At 35.7% G+C, this 14,896-nt stretch carries 15 protein-coding genes; 3 read left to right on the top strand and 12 right to left on the bottom strand.

Annotated features, from left to right (window positions below; genetic code table 11):
• Positions 1-158 precede the first annotated feature (158 nt).
• Both ACQCPR_RS02595 and ACQCPR_RS02590 read left to right on the top strand, forming a co-directional pair.
• Positions 159-590 carry a hypothetical protein gene (locus ACQCPR_RS02595; protein WP_090564797.1) on the top strand — a complete coding sequence of 144 codons (432 nt, stop codon included), beginning with the start codon at positions 159-161 and terminating at the stop codon, positions 588-590.
• Positions 591-815: 225 nt separating this feature from the next.
• Positions 816-971 (top strand): YfhD family protein, encoded by a 156-nt coding sequence (locus ACQCPR_RS02590; RefSeq protein ID WP_427138082.1) that lies wholly within the window; start codon positions 816-818, stop codon positions 969-971.
• A gap of 66 nt (positions 972-1,037) precedes the next feature.
• Here the strand turns inward: ACQCPR_RS02590 and ptsP are convergent, their stop codons facing one another.
• The 9 genes from ptsP to ACQCPR_RS02545 form a co-directional block, all read right to left on the bottom strand.
• Positions 1,038-2,756, bottom strand: coding sequence for a phosphoenolpyruvate--protein phosphotransferase (ptsP, locus tag ACQCPR_RS02585; protein WP_090564799.1), 1,719 nt, complete (start codon positions 2,754-2,756; stop codon positions 1,038-1,040).
• Positions 2,756-3,022 (bottom strand): phosphocarrier protein HPr, encoded by a 267-nt coding sequence (locus tag ACQCPR_RS02580; RefSeq protein ID WP_090564801.1) that lies wholly within the window; start codon positions 3,020-3,022, stop codon positions 2,756-2,758. Before ACQCPR_RS02580 ends, ptsP begins: the two co-directional genes overlap by 1 nt.
• Before the next feature lie 25 nt (positions 3,023-3,047).
• Positions 3,048-4,211, bottom strand: a complete 1,164-nt coding sequence (locus ACQCPR_RS02575) for a mannitol-1-phosphate 5-dehydrogenase (RefSeq protein ID WP_090564802.1) — start codon at positions 4,209-4,211, stop codon at positions 3,048-3,050.
• A 1-nt stretch (position 4,212) separates the two neighbouring features.
• Entirely contained in the window at positions 4,213-4,650 is a 438-nt protein-coding gene (locus ACQCPR_RS02570) for a PTS sugar transporter subunit IIA (RefSeq protein ID WP_427138081.1), read from the bottom strand.
• Between the two features lie 15 nt (positions 4,651-4,665).
• Positions 4,666-6,771 (bottom strand): BglG family transcription antiterminator, encoded by a 2,106-nt coding sequence (locus ACQCPR_RS02565; protein ID WP_427138080.1) that lies wholly within the window; start codon positions 6,769-6,771, stop codon positions 4,666-4,668.
• Between the two features lie 70 nt (positions 6,772-6,841).
• On the bottom strand, positions 6,842-8,278 hold the full coding sequence (locus ACQCPR_RS02560) for a PTS mannitol transporter subunit IICB (RefSeq protein ID WP_427138079.1): 1,437 nt from the start codon (positions 8,276-8,278) through the stop codon (positions 6,842-6,844).
• A 154-nt stretch (positions 8,279-8,432) separates the two neighbouring features.
• The gene (locus ACQCPR_RS02555; RefSeq protein WP_427138078.1) at positions 8,433-9,533 is read right to left on the bottom strand and encodes a Ger(x)C family spore germination protein; all 1,101 of its coding nucleotides are present in this window, start codon (positions 9,531-9,533) and stop codon (positions 8,433-8,435) included.
• A complete protein-coding gene (locus tag ACQCPR_RS02550) occupies positions 9,530-10,612 on the bottom strand; it encodes a GerAB/ArcD/ProY family transporter (RefSeq protein WP_427138077.1) in 1,083 nt (360 codons plus the stop codon). The genes ACQCPR_RS02555 and ACQCPR_RS02550 overlap by 4 nt, the downstream gene beginning before the upstream one ends.
• 24 nt (positions 10,613-10,636) lie before the next feature.
• The gene (locus ACQCPR_RS02545; protein ID WP_427138076.1) at positions 10,637-12,121 is read right to left on the bottom strand and encodes a spore germination protein; all 1,485 of its coding nucleotides are present in this window, start codon (positions 12,119-12,121) and stop codon (positions 10,637-10,639) included.
• Between the two features lie 132 nt (positions 12,122-12,253).
• Here ACQCPR_RS02545 and ACQCPR_RS02540 point away from each other — a divergent pair, with 132 nt between their 5' ends.
• Positions 12,254-13,105, top strand: coding sequence for an EcsC family protein (locus ACQCPR_RS02540; protein WP_427138075.1), 852 nt, complete (start codon positions 12,254-12,256; stop codon positions 13,103-13,105).
• Between the two features lie 34 nt (positions 13,106-13,139).
• Here ACQCPR_RS02540 and ACQCPR_RS02535 read toward each other — a convergent pair whose 3' ends face one another.
• The 3 genes from ACQCPR_RS02535 to ACQCPR_RS02525 form a co-directional block, all read right to left on the bottom strand.
• Positions 13,140-13,559, bottom strand: coding sequence for a pyridoxamine 5'-phosphate oxidase family protein (locus tag ACQCPR_RS02535; protein WP_093493554.1), 420 nt, complete (start codon positions 13,557-13,559; stop codon positions 13,140-13,142).
• 70 nt (positions 13,560-13,629) lie between these two features.
• Positions 13,630-14,502, bottom strand: coding sequence for a patatin-like phospholipase family protein (locus ACQCPR_RS02530; protein ID WP_090564817.1), 873 nt, complete (start codon positions 14,500-14,502; stop codon positions 13,630-13,632).
• A gap of 185 nt (positions 14,503-14,687) precedes the next feature.
• Positions 14,688-14,867 carry a hypothetical protein gene (locus tag ACQCPR_RS02525; RefSeq protein WP_090564819.1) on the bottom strand — a complete coding sequence of 60 codons (180 nt, stop codon included), beginning with the start codon at positions 14,865-14,867 and terminating at the stop codon, positions 14,688-14,690.
• Positions 14,868-14,896: the final 29 nt, after the last annotated feature.

The following is a 14,896-nucleotide window of genomic DNA, read 5'->3' as shown; positions in this document are numbered from 1 at the left end:
GTCAAAAAGCTTCACGCAAACTTAGCTTTGCGAAAAAAAGTCCATTTTTTAGCTTTAAATCACTATAAATTAAGTAAATATTCCAAAACGGAAGATATCGACTACAAATTAGGGTATACTTAACATAGGAGTCTGTAAATGTTGAGGAGGTATGGAATATGTCAGTCGCTAGTGAAGCGTCTCAAGTGAACTTAGATTTTCTTATTAATGATTTAGGTCTCAAGCAAGTGTCGAATACAGCCTTGTTCCGTAAAGGGAATATTTTAGTTCTTTCGCCATCTGTTCAAAACAAATCGAATACGTTCGAGTTAGGTGAATCCCTAATGAAAAAATTCAATCCTGAAACAGACGAAGGTTACCTGTTAATTCGTATAAAAGAAAAATTTTTAATGGCTAAGCTGCACCCTTTTCAACGCAAAATGATGACAAAAGATACGGAAAAGAGTACAAAAAGTAAACCATCCTTTTGGAAATTCAATGTAATAGAGTCCATCATTCCACGTATAGAAAACAGTGGTGATCGAGAGTTAACCTACAAAATTCAAGCCCCTACTAAAAAACAACTTACCACCTTTTTCAATAAAAAGTAAAAATGCTCAAGTACGTGGAATGTTTACCCCATGTACTTGAGCATTTTTTTTTAAATAGATGGCATGAATTTTGGGCTCATCGGACTGGAAAGCATGATCCATCGTGGATAAATTACGTAGCTCCTTCAACCTCTTACACATCTTACATATAATTCAGCTTATCCCGTTTAAAAGAGTTTAAATTAGCCATATTAAGTTTGAACGAATAAAGGGAAGGAGATTTATATGGGGAGAGACAATAAGCAAGGAAGAAGTAACAACAAAGATTCACTACCTCAAACGCCAAAAAATCTAAAAATCAAACCAGGCGACATCCGTGAAGAATTTGCCAAAGAATTTGCTGAACTAGAAAAAACTACTCCTAAATCAAAAAGAAAATAAGCTTCATGAATAAGCCCGCTCATAGCAATTGAGTGGGTTTTCATGAAGCTTTTAATCTATGAACTATTAAACTCCTAAAGTTTCTTTTACATATTGCTTAACTTGCTCGGAAGTCTGCATAGAGAGGGCTTTATCCGCAAGCTGTTTCATCTCCATTTGCGTCAGCTGATTGATCTGATTTCTCGCTTTTAGCATAGAAGGAGCACTCATAGAGAACTCATCTAACCCTAAACCTATTAATAATGGAATAGCTATAGAATCTCCTGCCATTTCTCCACACATTCCTGCCCACTTTCCATTGGCATGTGCAGCATCGATTACCATTTTAACTAATCGTAAAATAGCTGGATGATAAGGCTGATATAAATAGGCAACCGATTCGTTCATTCTATCTGCCGCCATTGTATATTGGATTAGATCATTTGTTCCAACACTGAAAAAGTCCACTTCTTTTGCGAATTGATCAGCTAATACAGCAGTCGAAGGAATTTCTACCATAATACCGACTTCTATATGATCTGATACTAGTGTACCTTCCTGCTGAAGCTTTTCTTTTTCTTCTAAAAGTAATTGTTTTGCCTCTCTGAATTCCTCTAGAGTTGCAATCATTGGGAACATTATTTTAAGATTCCCAAAGTTACTTGCGCGTAGTAAAGCGCGAAGTTGAGTTCTGAATATTGTTTGTTCCTCTAAGCATAGTCGAATTGCTCTGAAGCCAAGGAATGGATTCATTTCTTCTGGAAGATTTAAATATGGAAGCTGCTTGTCTCCTCCAATATCCAATGTACGAACAACTACAGGTTTATCATCCATCTGTTCAAGCACTTGCTTATATGCTTGGAACTGCTCTTCCTCTGTTGGTAAAGAATCTCGTTCCATATACAGAAACTCTGTACGATATAGCCCGACTCCTTCTCCACCGTTTTCAAGAACACTTTCTACGTCCTTTGGAGTTCCGATGTTTGCTGCTACTTCCACATGTATACCATCTAATGTGATCGTTTGCTTATTTTTTAGCAACAATAGTTCTTGTTTCTCTACTTCTTGCTGATTTCTTTTTCCGACATAGCTCTCAATAACATCCTTGGAAGGGTTTATAATTACTTCACCATTATCTCCGTCCACAACGATAAAATCACCTTGTTTAATAGCAGATGTAGCATTTTTTGTACCAACAACCGCAGGAATTTCTAATGAACGGGCCATAATAGCAGAATGTGACGTGCGTCCGCCCATATCCGTTGTAAATCCTTTAGCGAATGCTCTATTCAATTGAGCGGTATCTGAGGGTGCTAAATCTTTGGAGATGATTATAACTTCTTCATCTATCAATCCAATATTCGGTACTTCCACGCCAAGAAGTCTTGCTATTACTCGCTTCGTTACATCTCGAATATCAGCTGCCCGCTCACGCATATACTCGTTATCAAGCTGTTCAAACATGACAACTAATGTATCTGCTGTTTCTTGCAAAGCAGCCTCTGCATTTACTGCTTCATCATTTATTTTGCCTTCTACGGTGCCTATTAATTCAGGGTCACTAAGAACAAGTAAATGTGCATCAAAAATCGCAGCGTTTTCCGCGCCTAAGTCAATTTCAGCACGGTCACGAATCTTTTGCAGTTCTAACTTAGCAGCGTTTACTGCCTCATGGAATCGAGTAACCTCTTCTTCCTTATTAGAAACTGTACTTTTTGAAATAGTTAAATCTGGTTCTATCATCAAAAAAGCTTTACCAATGGCTATACCACTGGAAGCAGCAATCCCTATTAAATTTTCTGTCATCACTCAATTATCCCTTCAGATTTAAGAAAGCTTTCGATTGACTCCAATGCTTCTTGTTGATCAGTTCCTTCAGCGAATATAGAAATACTTGCTCCTTGCCCTACACCTAGTGACATAACACCAAGAATTGATTTTAGGTTAACTTTTTTCCCTTTATACTCCATGGAAATGTCTGAAACGAATTTTGATGCAATTTGTACAAGTCCTGTCGCCGGTCTTGCGTGAATTCCTGATTCTGCTACAACTGTGTAAGTGTGGTTTGTCATAATAATCTTCTCCCTTGAATTGGTTTTATTTTATTTTGCTTATAGCCATTCTATCATATTGCTCATGAATCATCTCAAATAGATCTGTACCACGCTTTAAACTAGTCGTTTCTTCTATTGCAAATTGAATTCCTTTTTGTTCAATCATAGTTTGTATTTCATTTGCTTCGGGATCCTCTTTAAAGTCATAATGTAAAGCTGCTGCTATCCCTTTTACTAAGTATAAAGGATTCTCGTTGAACATTTCTACATATTTGGTCGCTGGACGGACAAGTCGATCATTGTTTTTAAGCTTACGCATAGGTGAACGCCCAACTCTAGTTGTATCATCTGAAATATATGGGTTAGCAAAACGATTTATGATTTTTTGTACATATTCAGCATGCTCTTTTTCATTAAATGAGTAGGTTGTAGTAAGGTATCTTCCTGTTTCCTGCAATACTCGCTCTATCATTTCTCTTATTTCCATATTCTCAAGGGCTTCATGCATATTGCGAATTCCAGCTAAATAACCAAAGTAAGCAACAACAGCATGCCCCGTGTTAACAGTGAACAATTTACGTTCAATAAACGGCTCCAAATTCTGTACAAATGTAACTCCTTGAATTGGTGGATTGGTTCCCTTTATCTCTGACTCATCCACTACCCATTCATAAAATGGCTCAACTACTACTGCTAATTTATCGGCATTAGTTTGGTTTGGAACAATTCGATCTACTGCCGCATTTGGAAAGCTGAAATGCGTGTTGAATTGGATTTTTTCATCCGTTGTTAGCTCTTCTAATACTTTTTCCTTTAAGAATGTACTGCCACCAATCATATTTTCGCAAGCAATAATAGTTAAAGGCTTTTTCGATTGTGTCAGTCGTTTTTTCAATCCCTTTGCTATTAATCCTGATATTAAAGGAAGTATATTAGCTCCTACTGCAGCAGTTACGATATCCGCATTCGCTACCGCATTAATGACAGATTCAGGATTCTTTATACTATTAATCGCATGAACATTCTTAACGAGGAACTCTTTCTGAGATTCCTCAGCAAACTTAACAGTATATTGCTTCTTTTCGTTCAATAAATCAACAATTTCTTCATTTACATCGACAAAACAGGTCTTATATCCAGACTGATGCAACAATAAACCGATAAATCCTCTTCCGATATTTCCAGCTCCAAAATGAACAGCATTCATATTAGTTCACTCCTTCAAAAAAGGCAAGTACGTCCTTTGGTGAAGTTGCATTAACTATCTTTTCAACATTCTCTACTTCAGATACAGTAATTGCAATATTAGAAAGAATGTCCAAGTGATCATCGCCTTTGCCAGCAATACCAAAAATTAGTTTCACTATATTTCCATCTCCAAAATCTACACCAGCTGGAACTTGAATAATAGTGATACCTGACTCTTTCACTTCTTTTTTTGCATCATCAGTCCCATGTGGAATTGCAACAAAGTTTCCCATAAACGTAGATGTCATCTCTTCTCTTTCTAACATTTTTTCTATATAACCAGACTCCACATAACCTTTATCTACTAACATTTGGCCCGCTAAACGGATTGCCTCTTCCTTTGTAGCTAATCGTTGACTTAGTAAAATATTTTCTGCTGCTAAAATTGGTAATGCCATTGTAAAACGCCTCCATTAATTTATATTTTCTCTAATAAATGCTTCAAATTCTTCTGCTAAAAATGCTTGAATTTGAGATTCATCTCCTGTTTCAAATAATTGGGTATTTTGTTCATTTTGAATTATTAAGGTACTGATTAAACTCAGCACTTCTAAACCTGCCTTTAGAAATGCCTCAGGTGAAAGTAATACAAGTAGTGTATCCACTTTCATGTCGTTTCCATCCATTCCTTTTGTACGGATGGCCTGTTTAAGTTTGTGAATAGTAAACGATGGTTCTTGAACATATTCGTTACGTGTATGATATAACGCAAGTTTTGTCCCTGGAATACCAATACCACCAATTTTTTCTCTTTCCAATAAAGCTTCTATAACTTTTTCCTTTTCTTCAATGATTTGTCTATCCTCCAACAACACACAAATCTCTTGCATATATTGCTTAACTGTATTTTGCTCTTTTAGTAGACTAAGTTGAAAATTCGATAAAACCTTTAGCATTACTCCTGTGAACTGATTTAATTTTTCTATTTTTTTCGTTAATATTTCTACAGTTGGATGACTTTCCTTTACTAGTGTTTGAGGTTTCTGGATAAGCATTTTCCTTCTTGCATACAGTTGCACTTGGTTAATCTCTTCGGTTGTTAAAAAAGGGTTAACCATAATATATTCCCTGTGAAAATCCTGCAAGTAAATGGTTGAGATAATAAGGTCCCTATCAGTGATAGTGGTCGTCAACTTATTTAATTCGAATACGGAAATATTCGATACCTCTGATATCTCTTCAATTTCCCGCAATAATCTTGATGCCAGTAATTTAGAAGTTCCAATTCCACTTGAACAAATAATATATGCCTTTAGGTCTCCCTTACCTAGTACCCCAATTAAGGCAGATCCAAAATGCATAACCAAATATCCAATTTCTTCATCTGGGATTAGTAGCTTTGGAAAAACTTTTCGTGTAGCAGCCTTTACTTGCTCAAACAACTCTTTATAATTCGTTTGAATTTCCTCTAGTAAGGGGTTCACTATGCCCATATTTTGCTCTACCCTATAGATCGCAGGTTTTAAATGGGTAACTAATCCTTCAAGAAGGGATTCATTATTTGATAAACGAAAGCTAGTTTGCTTCTCCATTTCTTGAATTAACTTTTTCGCCTTTCTATATAATTCTAAATTGGAGGATTCAACTAATACCCCTTCTTGTTGACGAAGTTTAGATCCTTGAAGATGCATCGTTATATAACCGACTTCTGCTTCTGGTATATCAACTTGGAAACGGTCCATTAACATATTAATAATTTTTTTGGCAATCGGGTATTCTGGTTCAAGCGCTATTTGCTTTAAATATGCTTCATCAATAGTAATATTTTCACCTTGTAAAATACGTTCAATAGCCAAGGCAAGATGAACGATTAACCCCACGTAAGCACTATCTGTCATTGATAAAGAGAAGTCTGGATATAAATCCTTCATAGCCTCTTCAATCATCCCTAACTTTTCTCTATCTACAAGGTGCATTAGCCTTTCCGAAATTGGATCTTCATACTTGCTCGTTTTTTGATGAATCTTTTCTTTAATTAAGGAAAAAAGTCCCTCTTCCTTTAAGGTTTTAGATATTGCGTAACTGATAGCTCTACGCTTTGCATTTTCCGTTCCTGAAAGTTCTACTCCATAACCTCTTTTTTTCAATATCGAAAGCTGGACAGGCTGTAGCTGTTCCTCAAGCTTCATCAAATCTGCACTGACGGTTGAAATCGAAACTCCCAAATCTTTGGAAAGGGAATAGAGTTTGACCGGTTCAGCTGATTCATACAAAATACATAGTATCAATGTTAGCCTTTCCTCTAATGTATATTCCCTTTGCCTGAACTGTTTAAGCTGTTGAACTAATTCTTGCTTTCTTTGTTCATTCCCTATGATTTGAACACCAACTCCTGATTTCCTAATCAGTTCAAGCTCGTAGGAATCTAAAATACTCTGAACATTATTTAAATCTCGCTGTATTGTTCGTGAACTCACATCAATTTTTTTAGATAATTCTTTAATCGTTATTTCTTCCTGCTCTACAATTAGTGCTTCAATAATCATCTTTTCTCTGCTCGAAATAAGCATGGTCAACACCTCATTCCTAACGATCCTAAATCATTGGCAAAACTCAGCCTATAAAATAGGCCGAGTTTCGGATGTGTTTTTATTTTTTTAGTTGTTCAATAAGCTCATCATATTTCGGGCTATTCAAGAAATTCTCAACGGAAATATGATAGGCATTTGGCGATTGTTCCTTAGCACGACTCGTCAAATCCTTGTGAGTTACGATTACTTCTGCATCTGACGGAAGATTGCTAATAGCAGTATTCGTTACAGATACATCGAGACCTTCTTTTTTCATTTTGTTTCTTAAAATAGAAGCTCCCATCGCACTTGACCCCATTCCCGCGTCACATGCAAAGATAATATGTTTTACATTAGCAAGGGAAGTTTCCTGAACTAAGTTAGCTGTTGTAGTTGGCTGGATAAATTCTGCAGCTCTACTTTCTTTCCCTTTAAGTGAAGAAGTTTTTTCTGTTGCTTTAACTAAATCATCTTCCGCTATATCTTTAGACGTTTTAAGAATAAGAGAAGCAATTAGGAAGGATACTGCAGTAGCGACTACTACAGCCAATATCACTCCTATATGACTTCCTTTTGGAGTTAACGCTAGTATTGAAAATATACTTCCTGGTGAAGGAGCTGCCACTAGACCTGCATTGAATAATTGCAGTGTAAAGATACCAGAAGCTCCACCGGCAATAGCGGCTACAAGTAAAAATGGCTTCATCAAAATATAAGGGAAGTAAATTTCATGAATTCCACCTAGGAAGTGAATAATAACTGCTCCAGGTGCAGTTTGTTTAGCTGCTCCTTTTCCAAAGATCATGAATGCAAGTAAAATACCAAGACCTGGTCCTGGGTTTGACTCCAATAAGAACAGAATCGACTTACCTGCATCCGCAGCTTGCTCAATTCCCAACGGTCCTAATATTCCATGATTAATAGCATTATTTAAGAATAATACTTTGGCTGGTTCTATGAAAATACTTGCAAGTGGTAATAGACCTGCATCAAATATGAATTGAACTCCAGCTGCAAGGAAATCTGTTAATGCATTAACCGCTGGTCCTATTAATTTGTAAGCAACTAATGTTAGGAAACCACCAATAATACCTGCTGAAAAGTTATTCACTAGCATTTCAAAGCCAGCTTTAATTTTACCCTCTACTAGCTTATCAAATTGCTTAATAGCCCAACCACCTAGAGGTCCTACAATCATAGCCCCAAGGAACATCGGGATATCCGCTCCAACGATTACCCCCATCGTTACGGTAGCACCAACTACTCCACCTCGAATACCATGGACAAGTCTACCACCAGTAAAACCAATTAGGATTGGCAGTAAATAGTTTATCATTGGACCGACTAGCTCTGCAAAATCCGCATTTGGCTTCCATCCTGTAGGTATAAATAATGCTGTAATAAGACCCCATGCTATGAACGCACCGATATTTGGCATAATCATGCCACTTAAAAAGCTACCAAATCGTTGTACTTTAACTTTGAACGCAGATTGTTCTTGTTGTTCTGTACTCATTTTCTCTGTCCCCCTATTTAAATTATTAAGTTATTGTTGTTTACAATATTAAAGCGTTTACATTTAGTATTCAACAAAATGTAAACGCTATCATGTCTTCTTTATTCACGCCAAAATTGAACTTGATTGTTATCATAATTACGTATCTAACGATTTACTTTAGATTACCTGTACTGATAATAGAAGTTTCTACTTTAACATCTACCTGTAATTTACTAATAATATCAATTGTTTTCTCTTTATCCCATTTACCATGATAATGTTTCCGGAATTCTTCCGCTAAACCAATGGGGTCTACTTCTAATTCTTTCAACTTATCTAGAAATTCTTCGACCTGCTTGGAGGTATGTTTATCTATATCCTCTTCCAATTCAGATAATTTTTCCAAACTTTCTAGTTCACCAGCTCTATACCCCACATAATCTACAAGAGTTCCTTCCATTTTTAAAGCAATAGATAACTTTGGTGCTTCCATACTTTTATTACTTTTCATCTTTACCTTATTACTGATTAAATCCAAAACAAGCTTATCTTCTTCTCCATCTCCAAGATCTAAAGCTAACGGTGCTAGGTTTTTTCTCCCCTGGAGTGCTTGTATGATAAGTGCTTCATCATGTGGTATACTTTCTATCATTTCTTTCCCCTTGAAAACAGCAACCTCTTCGATTTTAATTATCCCATCTTTTTTATCAACTATTGGAACAATAGAATCATGGACTGTACTCGTTTGTGTATATATAAAGTCATGAATATTCGTGTTTGGGTTGAAGGCAGTATTAATACTAGGCTGTAATAGATCATTAATATATAAATTGACATTTGGTTTGTCAGGATAATCGGCCTTTAACACTTCTTCTCCACTTTCCTTTACTATTGCAATAAGTACCTTATTGCCAACTGCTGAATCCCGATATAAATGTTGTATTACTTTCCTCATTCTTCCATGCTTTGCAAATTCCTCATTGAAAAGCACTACTCTTAGTTGATTTAAAACAATTTTTTTATCCGATTGCATTTCAATCTCTACAATCCCTTTAGAAATCATATCTGTAGTCACCGAGAATAGTTGCGTATTTTCTTTAGCCTCCGGTGAAAATTGTGGTATTGCAACGGTTAATTTCATCATTTCTTCATCAATATAGTCAAATGAGAGTGTACTAACCATTCCAATATCCTCTAAAGGCACTTTCAACTCTTTATCGGAGCAACCTGTTATAAATATCGTTAAAACGAATAGTATGATACTCTTCTTCATTTTGATTTCACCTGCTTTTTTCTAACTAAATGTATTAGGCATAACAAAATCGGCCATAGAATTACTATATATTCTATATAAATACTTGCATCAAAAAGCTTCTGTTGAAATTCACGGTTAACTGGGAGCATTATAACCCCAAAAATCGCCGCTGCAATAAAGTACACATGGTATCTACTTTTTTTGGATCTAATGGAATCCAATCCCTTTCTTGCGCTCCACAAGTATACCGCTGCCGTCGTTAGTATTAAAGAAACCCAAAACGTAATACCCATGATATCGATTCGTTCTACAAAAGAGAACTCACCTGCTTTAAATAGGTGCAGTACCGAGAATTCAACATGCTCTAACTGCCATTCTGAGTAGTACATCACACTCACCAATGTTGTTATAAATACTAAGGAAATTGTAATCCATATTCCAATCATGGCATGTTTAAATGCCTTTTTTTGATCAATTATATATGGAAAATAAAACATAATTAATTCATAGCCAAGAATTGATAAATAGCCTTGTTGCAGAGCTTTGAAAAACTCCTTTGAAGTAAAGTTAAACAAAGGAAATATATGACTTAGGTCACCTTTTTCAATGCCCCATCTTAAAAAGTACACTATCGGTAAACCTACCCAAAAGGTTAACGTGCAGAAACGTGCAATTGTTTTAATACCACCGTTCACAATATAAGTAAGAAGTAGAAGCACTAATAGTATGGTTACAGTAGTAGTTTGTTCAGGTAACGCAGTGCTTTGTATCAGATTCATATAATTACTAACGACAGCAGAAATCAACAAAGTAAAATGGAGAACTATTAAGACATTAATACCCTTACCTATCCAATTTCCTAATAGTATTTCATTGATACGAAACAAGTTATCCCCTTTATACTGAGAACAAATCCAAACTATAGGCCATATAGTTATAGTTGCTATGATTCCAAAATAGATTGGCATTAGGACCTGACTATAGCCTAATACACTTAATCGTTGAGGAGCGGAGAGAAGCCCAGTTCCAACCATTGTATTTTGCACTAAAAAAATTACGTGGTATACGCCTAGGACTTTTAAGTTCTTTTGACTCAAGTTCTCCCTCCTCCGTTTAAAATATTATTTCTTGGGCGATTTGGAAATCCCCGATTTCTTAGTCAAATACTTAGTCGGAAATCTAATGATGCCATTCAATAAATCCGTTGCCTTTCTAGGAATAACAGGACTCATATAAGGCTTTCCTAGGGAGTCAATTCTTAGTAGATGGACCATTAACCAAGTAAAAGCAATCATTTGCCCAAACAAGCCAAACAATCCGGCTGAAATAATGAAAATATATCGTACAAACCTGCTAGTATTACTAACTAAGAAGATAGGTGGTAAAAAGGAAAGTAATGCTGATGTAGCAACAAGTACAACCAAGATATTACTAATCAGTCCCGCCTCTACAGCTGCAGTTCCAATTACAATACCTCCTACGATACCTATTGTTTGCCCTACTTTAGCCGGCATTCGAGATCCTGCTTCCCTTAGTACTTCAATAATGAGTTCGATAAATAACACTTCAAATAGGGGTGGAAACGGCACCTTAGCTCTAGATTCCTGTAGGTTTAGTAGAAGCTCATAAGGGAGAATTTCTGGATGAAATGTCAAAGCTGATACGTACAATGGAGTGATTGTGATTGTTAAAAAGAACCCAAAAAATCGAAGCATTCTTAGTAAGGAAGCCGTTGTCCAGCGATTATAATAATCCTCTACAGACATGAACATTTCCAAAAAAGTGACTGGACATATCATTACAGCAGAACTATTTTCCATAAAAACAACAATTCTTCCATCATGCAAATAACCACTTACCGTATCTGGACGTACCGTTAAATAGTACTGCGGAAATGGAGATAGAGGGTTATCCTCTATCAATTGTTTGAGAATTGTGACATCTGTGTAGGCCGGGTGATCTAACTTTTCAATTCTTTCTTTCAAAACATCTAGGTTATCTTTGTTTACAATGCCATCCATATAAACTACGGAAATTTTTGTATCCGTTTCAGTTCCTATTGTAAATGTTTCATTTTTCAGCATCGGACTTTTAATACGTCTCTTTACTAAAGAGATATTCGTTTCTAACGATTCTGTAAAAGCATCCTGCGGACCTATTACGGTAGATTCTACCTCTGTGTTTGTGATAGAACGGGTTGGCGCGCTGTATGTATCAATACTAAGTAATTGAAAGGTCTTGTGAAAAAACAAAACGGTTTGTCCAGTGATCACCTTTTTAGTTATCTCTTGTATATCCTTATCCTCAATAGAATCTGAAACCTGATGTATTTGATTGATATAGTTTGTGAGAGGAATGAAAACCATCGTTTGTATCGTCATCTTTTCCACTAATGAATTAGAATATATAACTGTAACTACACCTTCATCTGTAGCAATTTTTTTAAACATAATATCATCTATCTCAGATGTCTGTTTTTTAATATTTTCCAGTCTTTCTGTAACTTGGTCCTTTAGTTCATTTGTTGGTTCTTCGTGCTCTATTTTTGACGTTTTCTTTTGGGATGTACCACTTAAAGTGGCACGCACTAACCTCCCTATTTTCACAAGAACCACTCTCCTACTTAAAGATTTCCTTAGTTTGCCACCCCTTTCATTAATTATGTATTTTAAACAGTAGAAAATCATAGAATGAAACTATTTTGATGAATGGACGTATTAGTAAAAAGAGGTGATTTAATGATGTTAGATTCACAAGAATGGTTACATACTGAGTTAATAAAAGTAGAAGCTTGGGAGCAAGATCAGGGTGACCTATGGTTTTGGGAGAAAATCGGTAGATTACCTTTTAAAATAATGGATAAATGGACTCCAAAATTTATTCAATCAAAAATGGGATCGTTAATCGATGAGCTTGGACAATATGTCCAAACAGGTGGCAGCTATTTAAGTTCAACATCGAAGATCAGATCATATTATCCAACCATGGGAATTGAAAATATAGAAGAAGTCAACCGATTACCCATTGCTACTATGGACAATGCAGTAACAGGAATAGCGAAAAATAGAAAAAACCTAGCTACCGTTCAAGGTGCCGGGACAGGTATTGGAGGTATCTTTACATTATCCATTGATATCCCTTTTCTATTAGGCCTACAGCTGAAAACGTTACAGGATATTGCCATTTGTTATGGCTATGATCCAAATGACAAAAAGGAAAGATTATTTATTATCAAATCTCTTCAATTTATTTCCTCAGATATTGTCGGAAAACAAGCTATTTTATCTCAGCTATCTAAGTTTGACAAACAAGATGAAGAGACAAAGCGAGAGGTATTATCGGAGATACAGGGCTGGCGTGAAGTGGTATTGTCTTATAGAGACCAGTTTGGCTGGAAAAAGCTATTTCAAATGATTCCAATTGCAGGTCTAGTTTTTGGGGCTTTTATTAACCGTTCAGCAATCCATGATATTGCAGAGGCTGGAATGATGCTTTATCGTAAAAGAAGAATTATAGAGAGATTAAGCGATGAAAGTAGTAATCTTATGCTAGATACTTTTAAAATTAGCAGTAAAAGAGACCTAACTTAACAGCAGAAAGGTCTCCGAAAAATAGAGAAGGACTTTAGAGTTCTACAACTTGAGGTTCTTCTCCTTTTGTATTCATCACTCGAATTTTTGTAGGCGTAACTTTTAAGATTAACAAATCTGGATCTTCAGGACCCTCAAACCAACCTTTTAGCGCTTTGTTCCATACTTTTTCTTTCATTGCTTCATCATCTGATTCGATGACTGTCCCCTCAATTTCTAAAAAGCTGTCGCCAAACCCATGCCCATCATAGCCTAATAGTATATGTGTATTGGGATTTTGCTTAAGTTCTTCCGCTTTATGTGTTTTTTTACTAGTTGCTGTATACAGAGTAAGGTTATCGTTAAAAAAAGTCATATATCGGGAATGTGGTTTATTCTGTTGTACTGTCGCCATCGTACCAACCATATTTTTCTCTAAAATTTTTAGTGCTTCTTCTTTTGCATTATTTGCCATGAATGATCCTCTCCTTCGGTTGTATCCTCTTTCTTATTATTCCTTTGTCTGCTCGAATTAAACATTTTACTTACCACGTTTTTAAAAATTGAGTGGCACGATTTCTACCCTTTTCTAGTAATTCGTGTTTTATTTCATCGCTCAAATCAAACTGTGTTGCCTCGTAATCCTCCACTGGAATAAAAATTATGTTCTTTTCAATTTTCCGTGAAATATATCTTTCGTCGTGGGCATTTTTCATTGTTGAGAATAGTGCTTCAAATAAATTTAATCCATTTTTTATTTTGCGAGGTTCCCTGTCTTCTGATTTGCTACTTAGTTTTAAGCCTAGTATCGGTCTCTCTTTGTTACCATTGTCAAAAATCCACATAGGAAAATTACTTAACACACCACCATCGACAATAATCGTATCAGATGAAGTAACTTTTAATTTAACGGGTTCAAAGAAAAATGGGATTCCGCAGCTCATACGGAGAGCTCGCGCTATCGGAAAACTAGATGCTGATATCCCATAACGCTCTAAATCATCAGGGATTACCATTATTTTACCGTTCGTAAGGTCTGAAGCTACTAACTTTAGTGAACCTTGCTCGATGTCTGAAAAGGTATATACTCCTTTCAAAGCAAGCTTTTCTAAAAACCAGTTTTCGAGTGCCTTTCCTTGATATAATCCTAGCCGCCAATATAGATTTATCCACTTCATTAAAGGAAATGGCAGAATTGTATTCCTAGGATCTAAAAGGGCTAATGTATCTAGTTCGTTCAATAATTCTTCTATTTCTTTACTAGTAAAACCAGCCGCAATGAAACTAGCAAGAATCGCTCCTGCACTAGTGCCAGCTACTCGCTTGAATTTATATCCTTTTTCCTCTAATACTTGATGGGCACCAACCAATGCAAAGCCCTTAAGTCCACCTCCTGAAAAAACTCCATCTATTAACAAATGAACATCCCCTTTTTTCTAGCTGTTGTTACACTGTAAGAAACAAAGGGGAAAAATAGAACTCCAAAAGTTGATTTTGTTTTCGTAGTAAAATTAAAGAATGATATATTTTATAAAAATAAAAAAACCCATATACAAAACAATTCTATCGTTTTGTATATGGGTTTATTAAAACTTCAATTCTTTTAACATTCGTTCTCATTTTTATTGCGATTGGCATTGGTATTATTTTCGTTATTATTTTTTTTCTGAGCATTATTGTTTTGTACGTAGACATCTAAATCATCTGGACTGACATCATATCCGAATCCATATTCTTCACGGTCTAATGAGTTACTCTTGTTACTGTTATTTTTCTTCGACATGAAATTTCACCTCCATGAAGAATAACTTG

Origin of the sequence: Psychrobacillus psychrodurans (assembly GCF_050209195.1) — a bacterium.
Lineage (GTDB): Bacteria > Bacillota > Bacilli > Bacillales_A > Planococcaceae > Psychrobacillus > Psychrobacillus psychrodurans.
The sequence above is the reverse complement of the archived record's forward strand: the minus strand, read 5'-3'. Positions and strand labels throughout refer to the sequence as shown.

What these genes read in the sequence shown, in the direction of transcription:
- ACQCPR_RS02595 (WP_090564797.1), top strand. Translation starts at nt 159, where the DNA reads ATGTCAGTCGCTAGTGAAGCGTCTCAAGTGAACTTAGATTTTCTTATT.
- ACQCPR_RS02590 (WP_427138082.1), top strand. Translation starts at nt 816, where the DNA reads ATGGGGAGAGACAATAAGCAAGGAAGAAGTAACAACAAAGATTCACTA.
- ptsP (WP_090564799.1), bottom strand. Translation starts at nt 2,756, where the DNA reads ATGACAGAAAATTTAATAGGGATTGCTGCTTCCAGTGGTATAGCCATT.
- ACQCPR_RS02580 (WP_090564801.1), bottom strand. Translation starts at nt 3,022, where the DNA reads ATGACAAACCACACTTACACAGTTGTAGCAGAATCAGGAATTCACGCA.
- ACQCPR_RS02575 (WP_090564802.1), bottom strand. Translation starts at nt 4,211, where the DNA reads ATGAATGCTGTTCATTTTGGAGCTGGAAATATCGGAAGAGGATTTATC.
- ACQCPR_RS02570 (WP_427138081.1), bottom strand. Translation starts at nt 4,650, where the DNA reads ATGGCATTACCAATTTTAGCAGCAGAAAATATTTTACTAAGTCAACGA.
- ACQCPR_RS02560 (WP_427138079.1), bottom strand. Translation starts at nt 8,278, where the DNA reads ATGAGTACAGAACAACAAGAACAATCTGCGTTCAAAGTTAAAGTACAA.
- ACQCPR_RS02555 (WP_427138078.1), bottom strand. Translation starts at nt 9,533, where the DNA reads ATGAAGAAGAGTATCATACTATTCGTTTTAACGATATTTATAACAGGT.
- ACQCPR_RS02540 (WP_427138075.1), top strand. Translation starts at nt 12,254, where the DNA reads ATGATGTTAGATTCACAAGAATGGTTACATACTGAGTTAATAAAAGTA.
- ACQCPR_RS02535 (WP_093493554.1), bottom strand. Translation starts at nt 13,559, where the DNA reads ATGGCAAATAATGCAAAAGAAGAAGCACTAAAAATTTTAGAGAAAAAT.
- ACQCPR_RS02525 (WP_090564819.1), bottom strand. Translation starts at nt 14,867, where the DNA reads ATGTCGAAGAAAAATAACAGTAACAAGAGTAACTCATTAGACCGTGAA.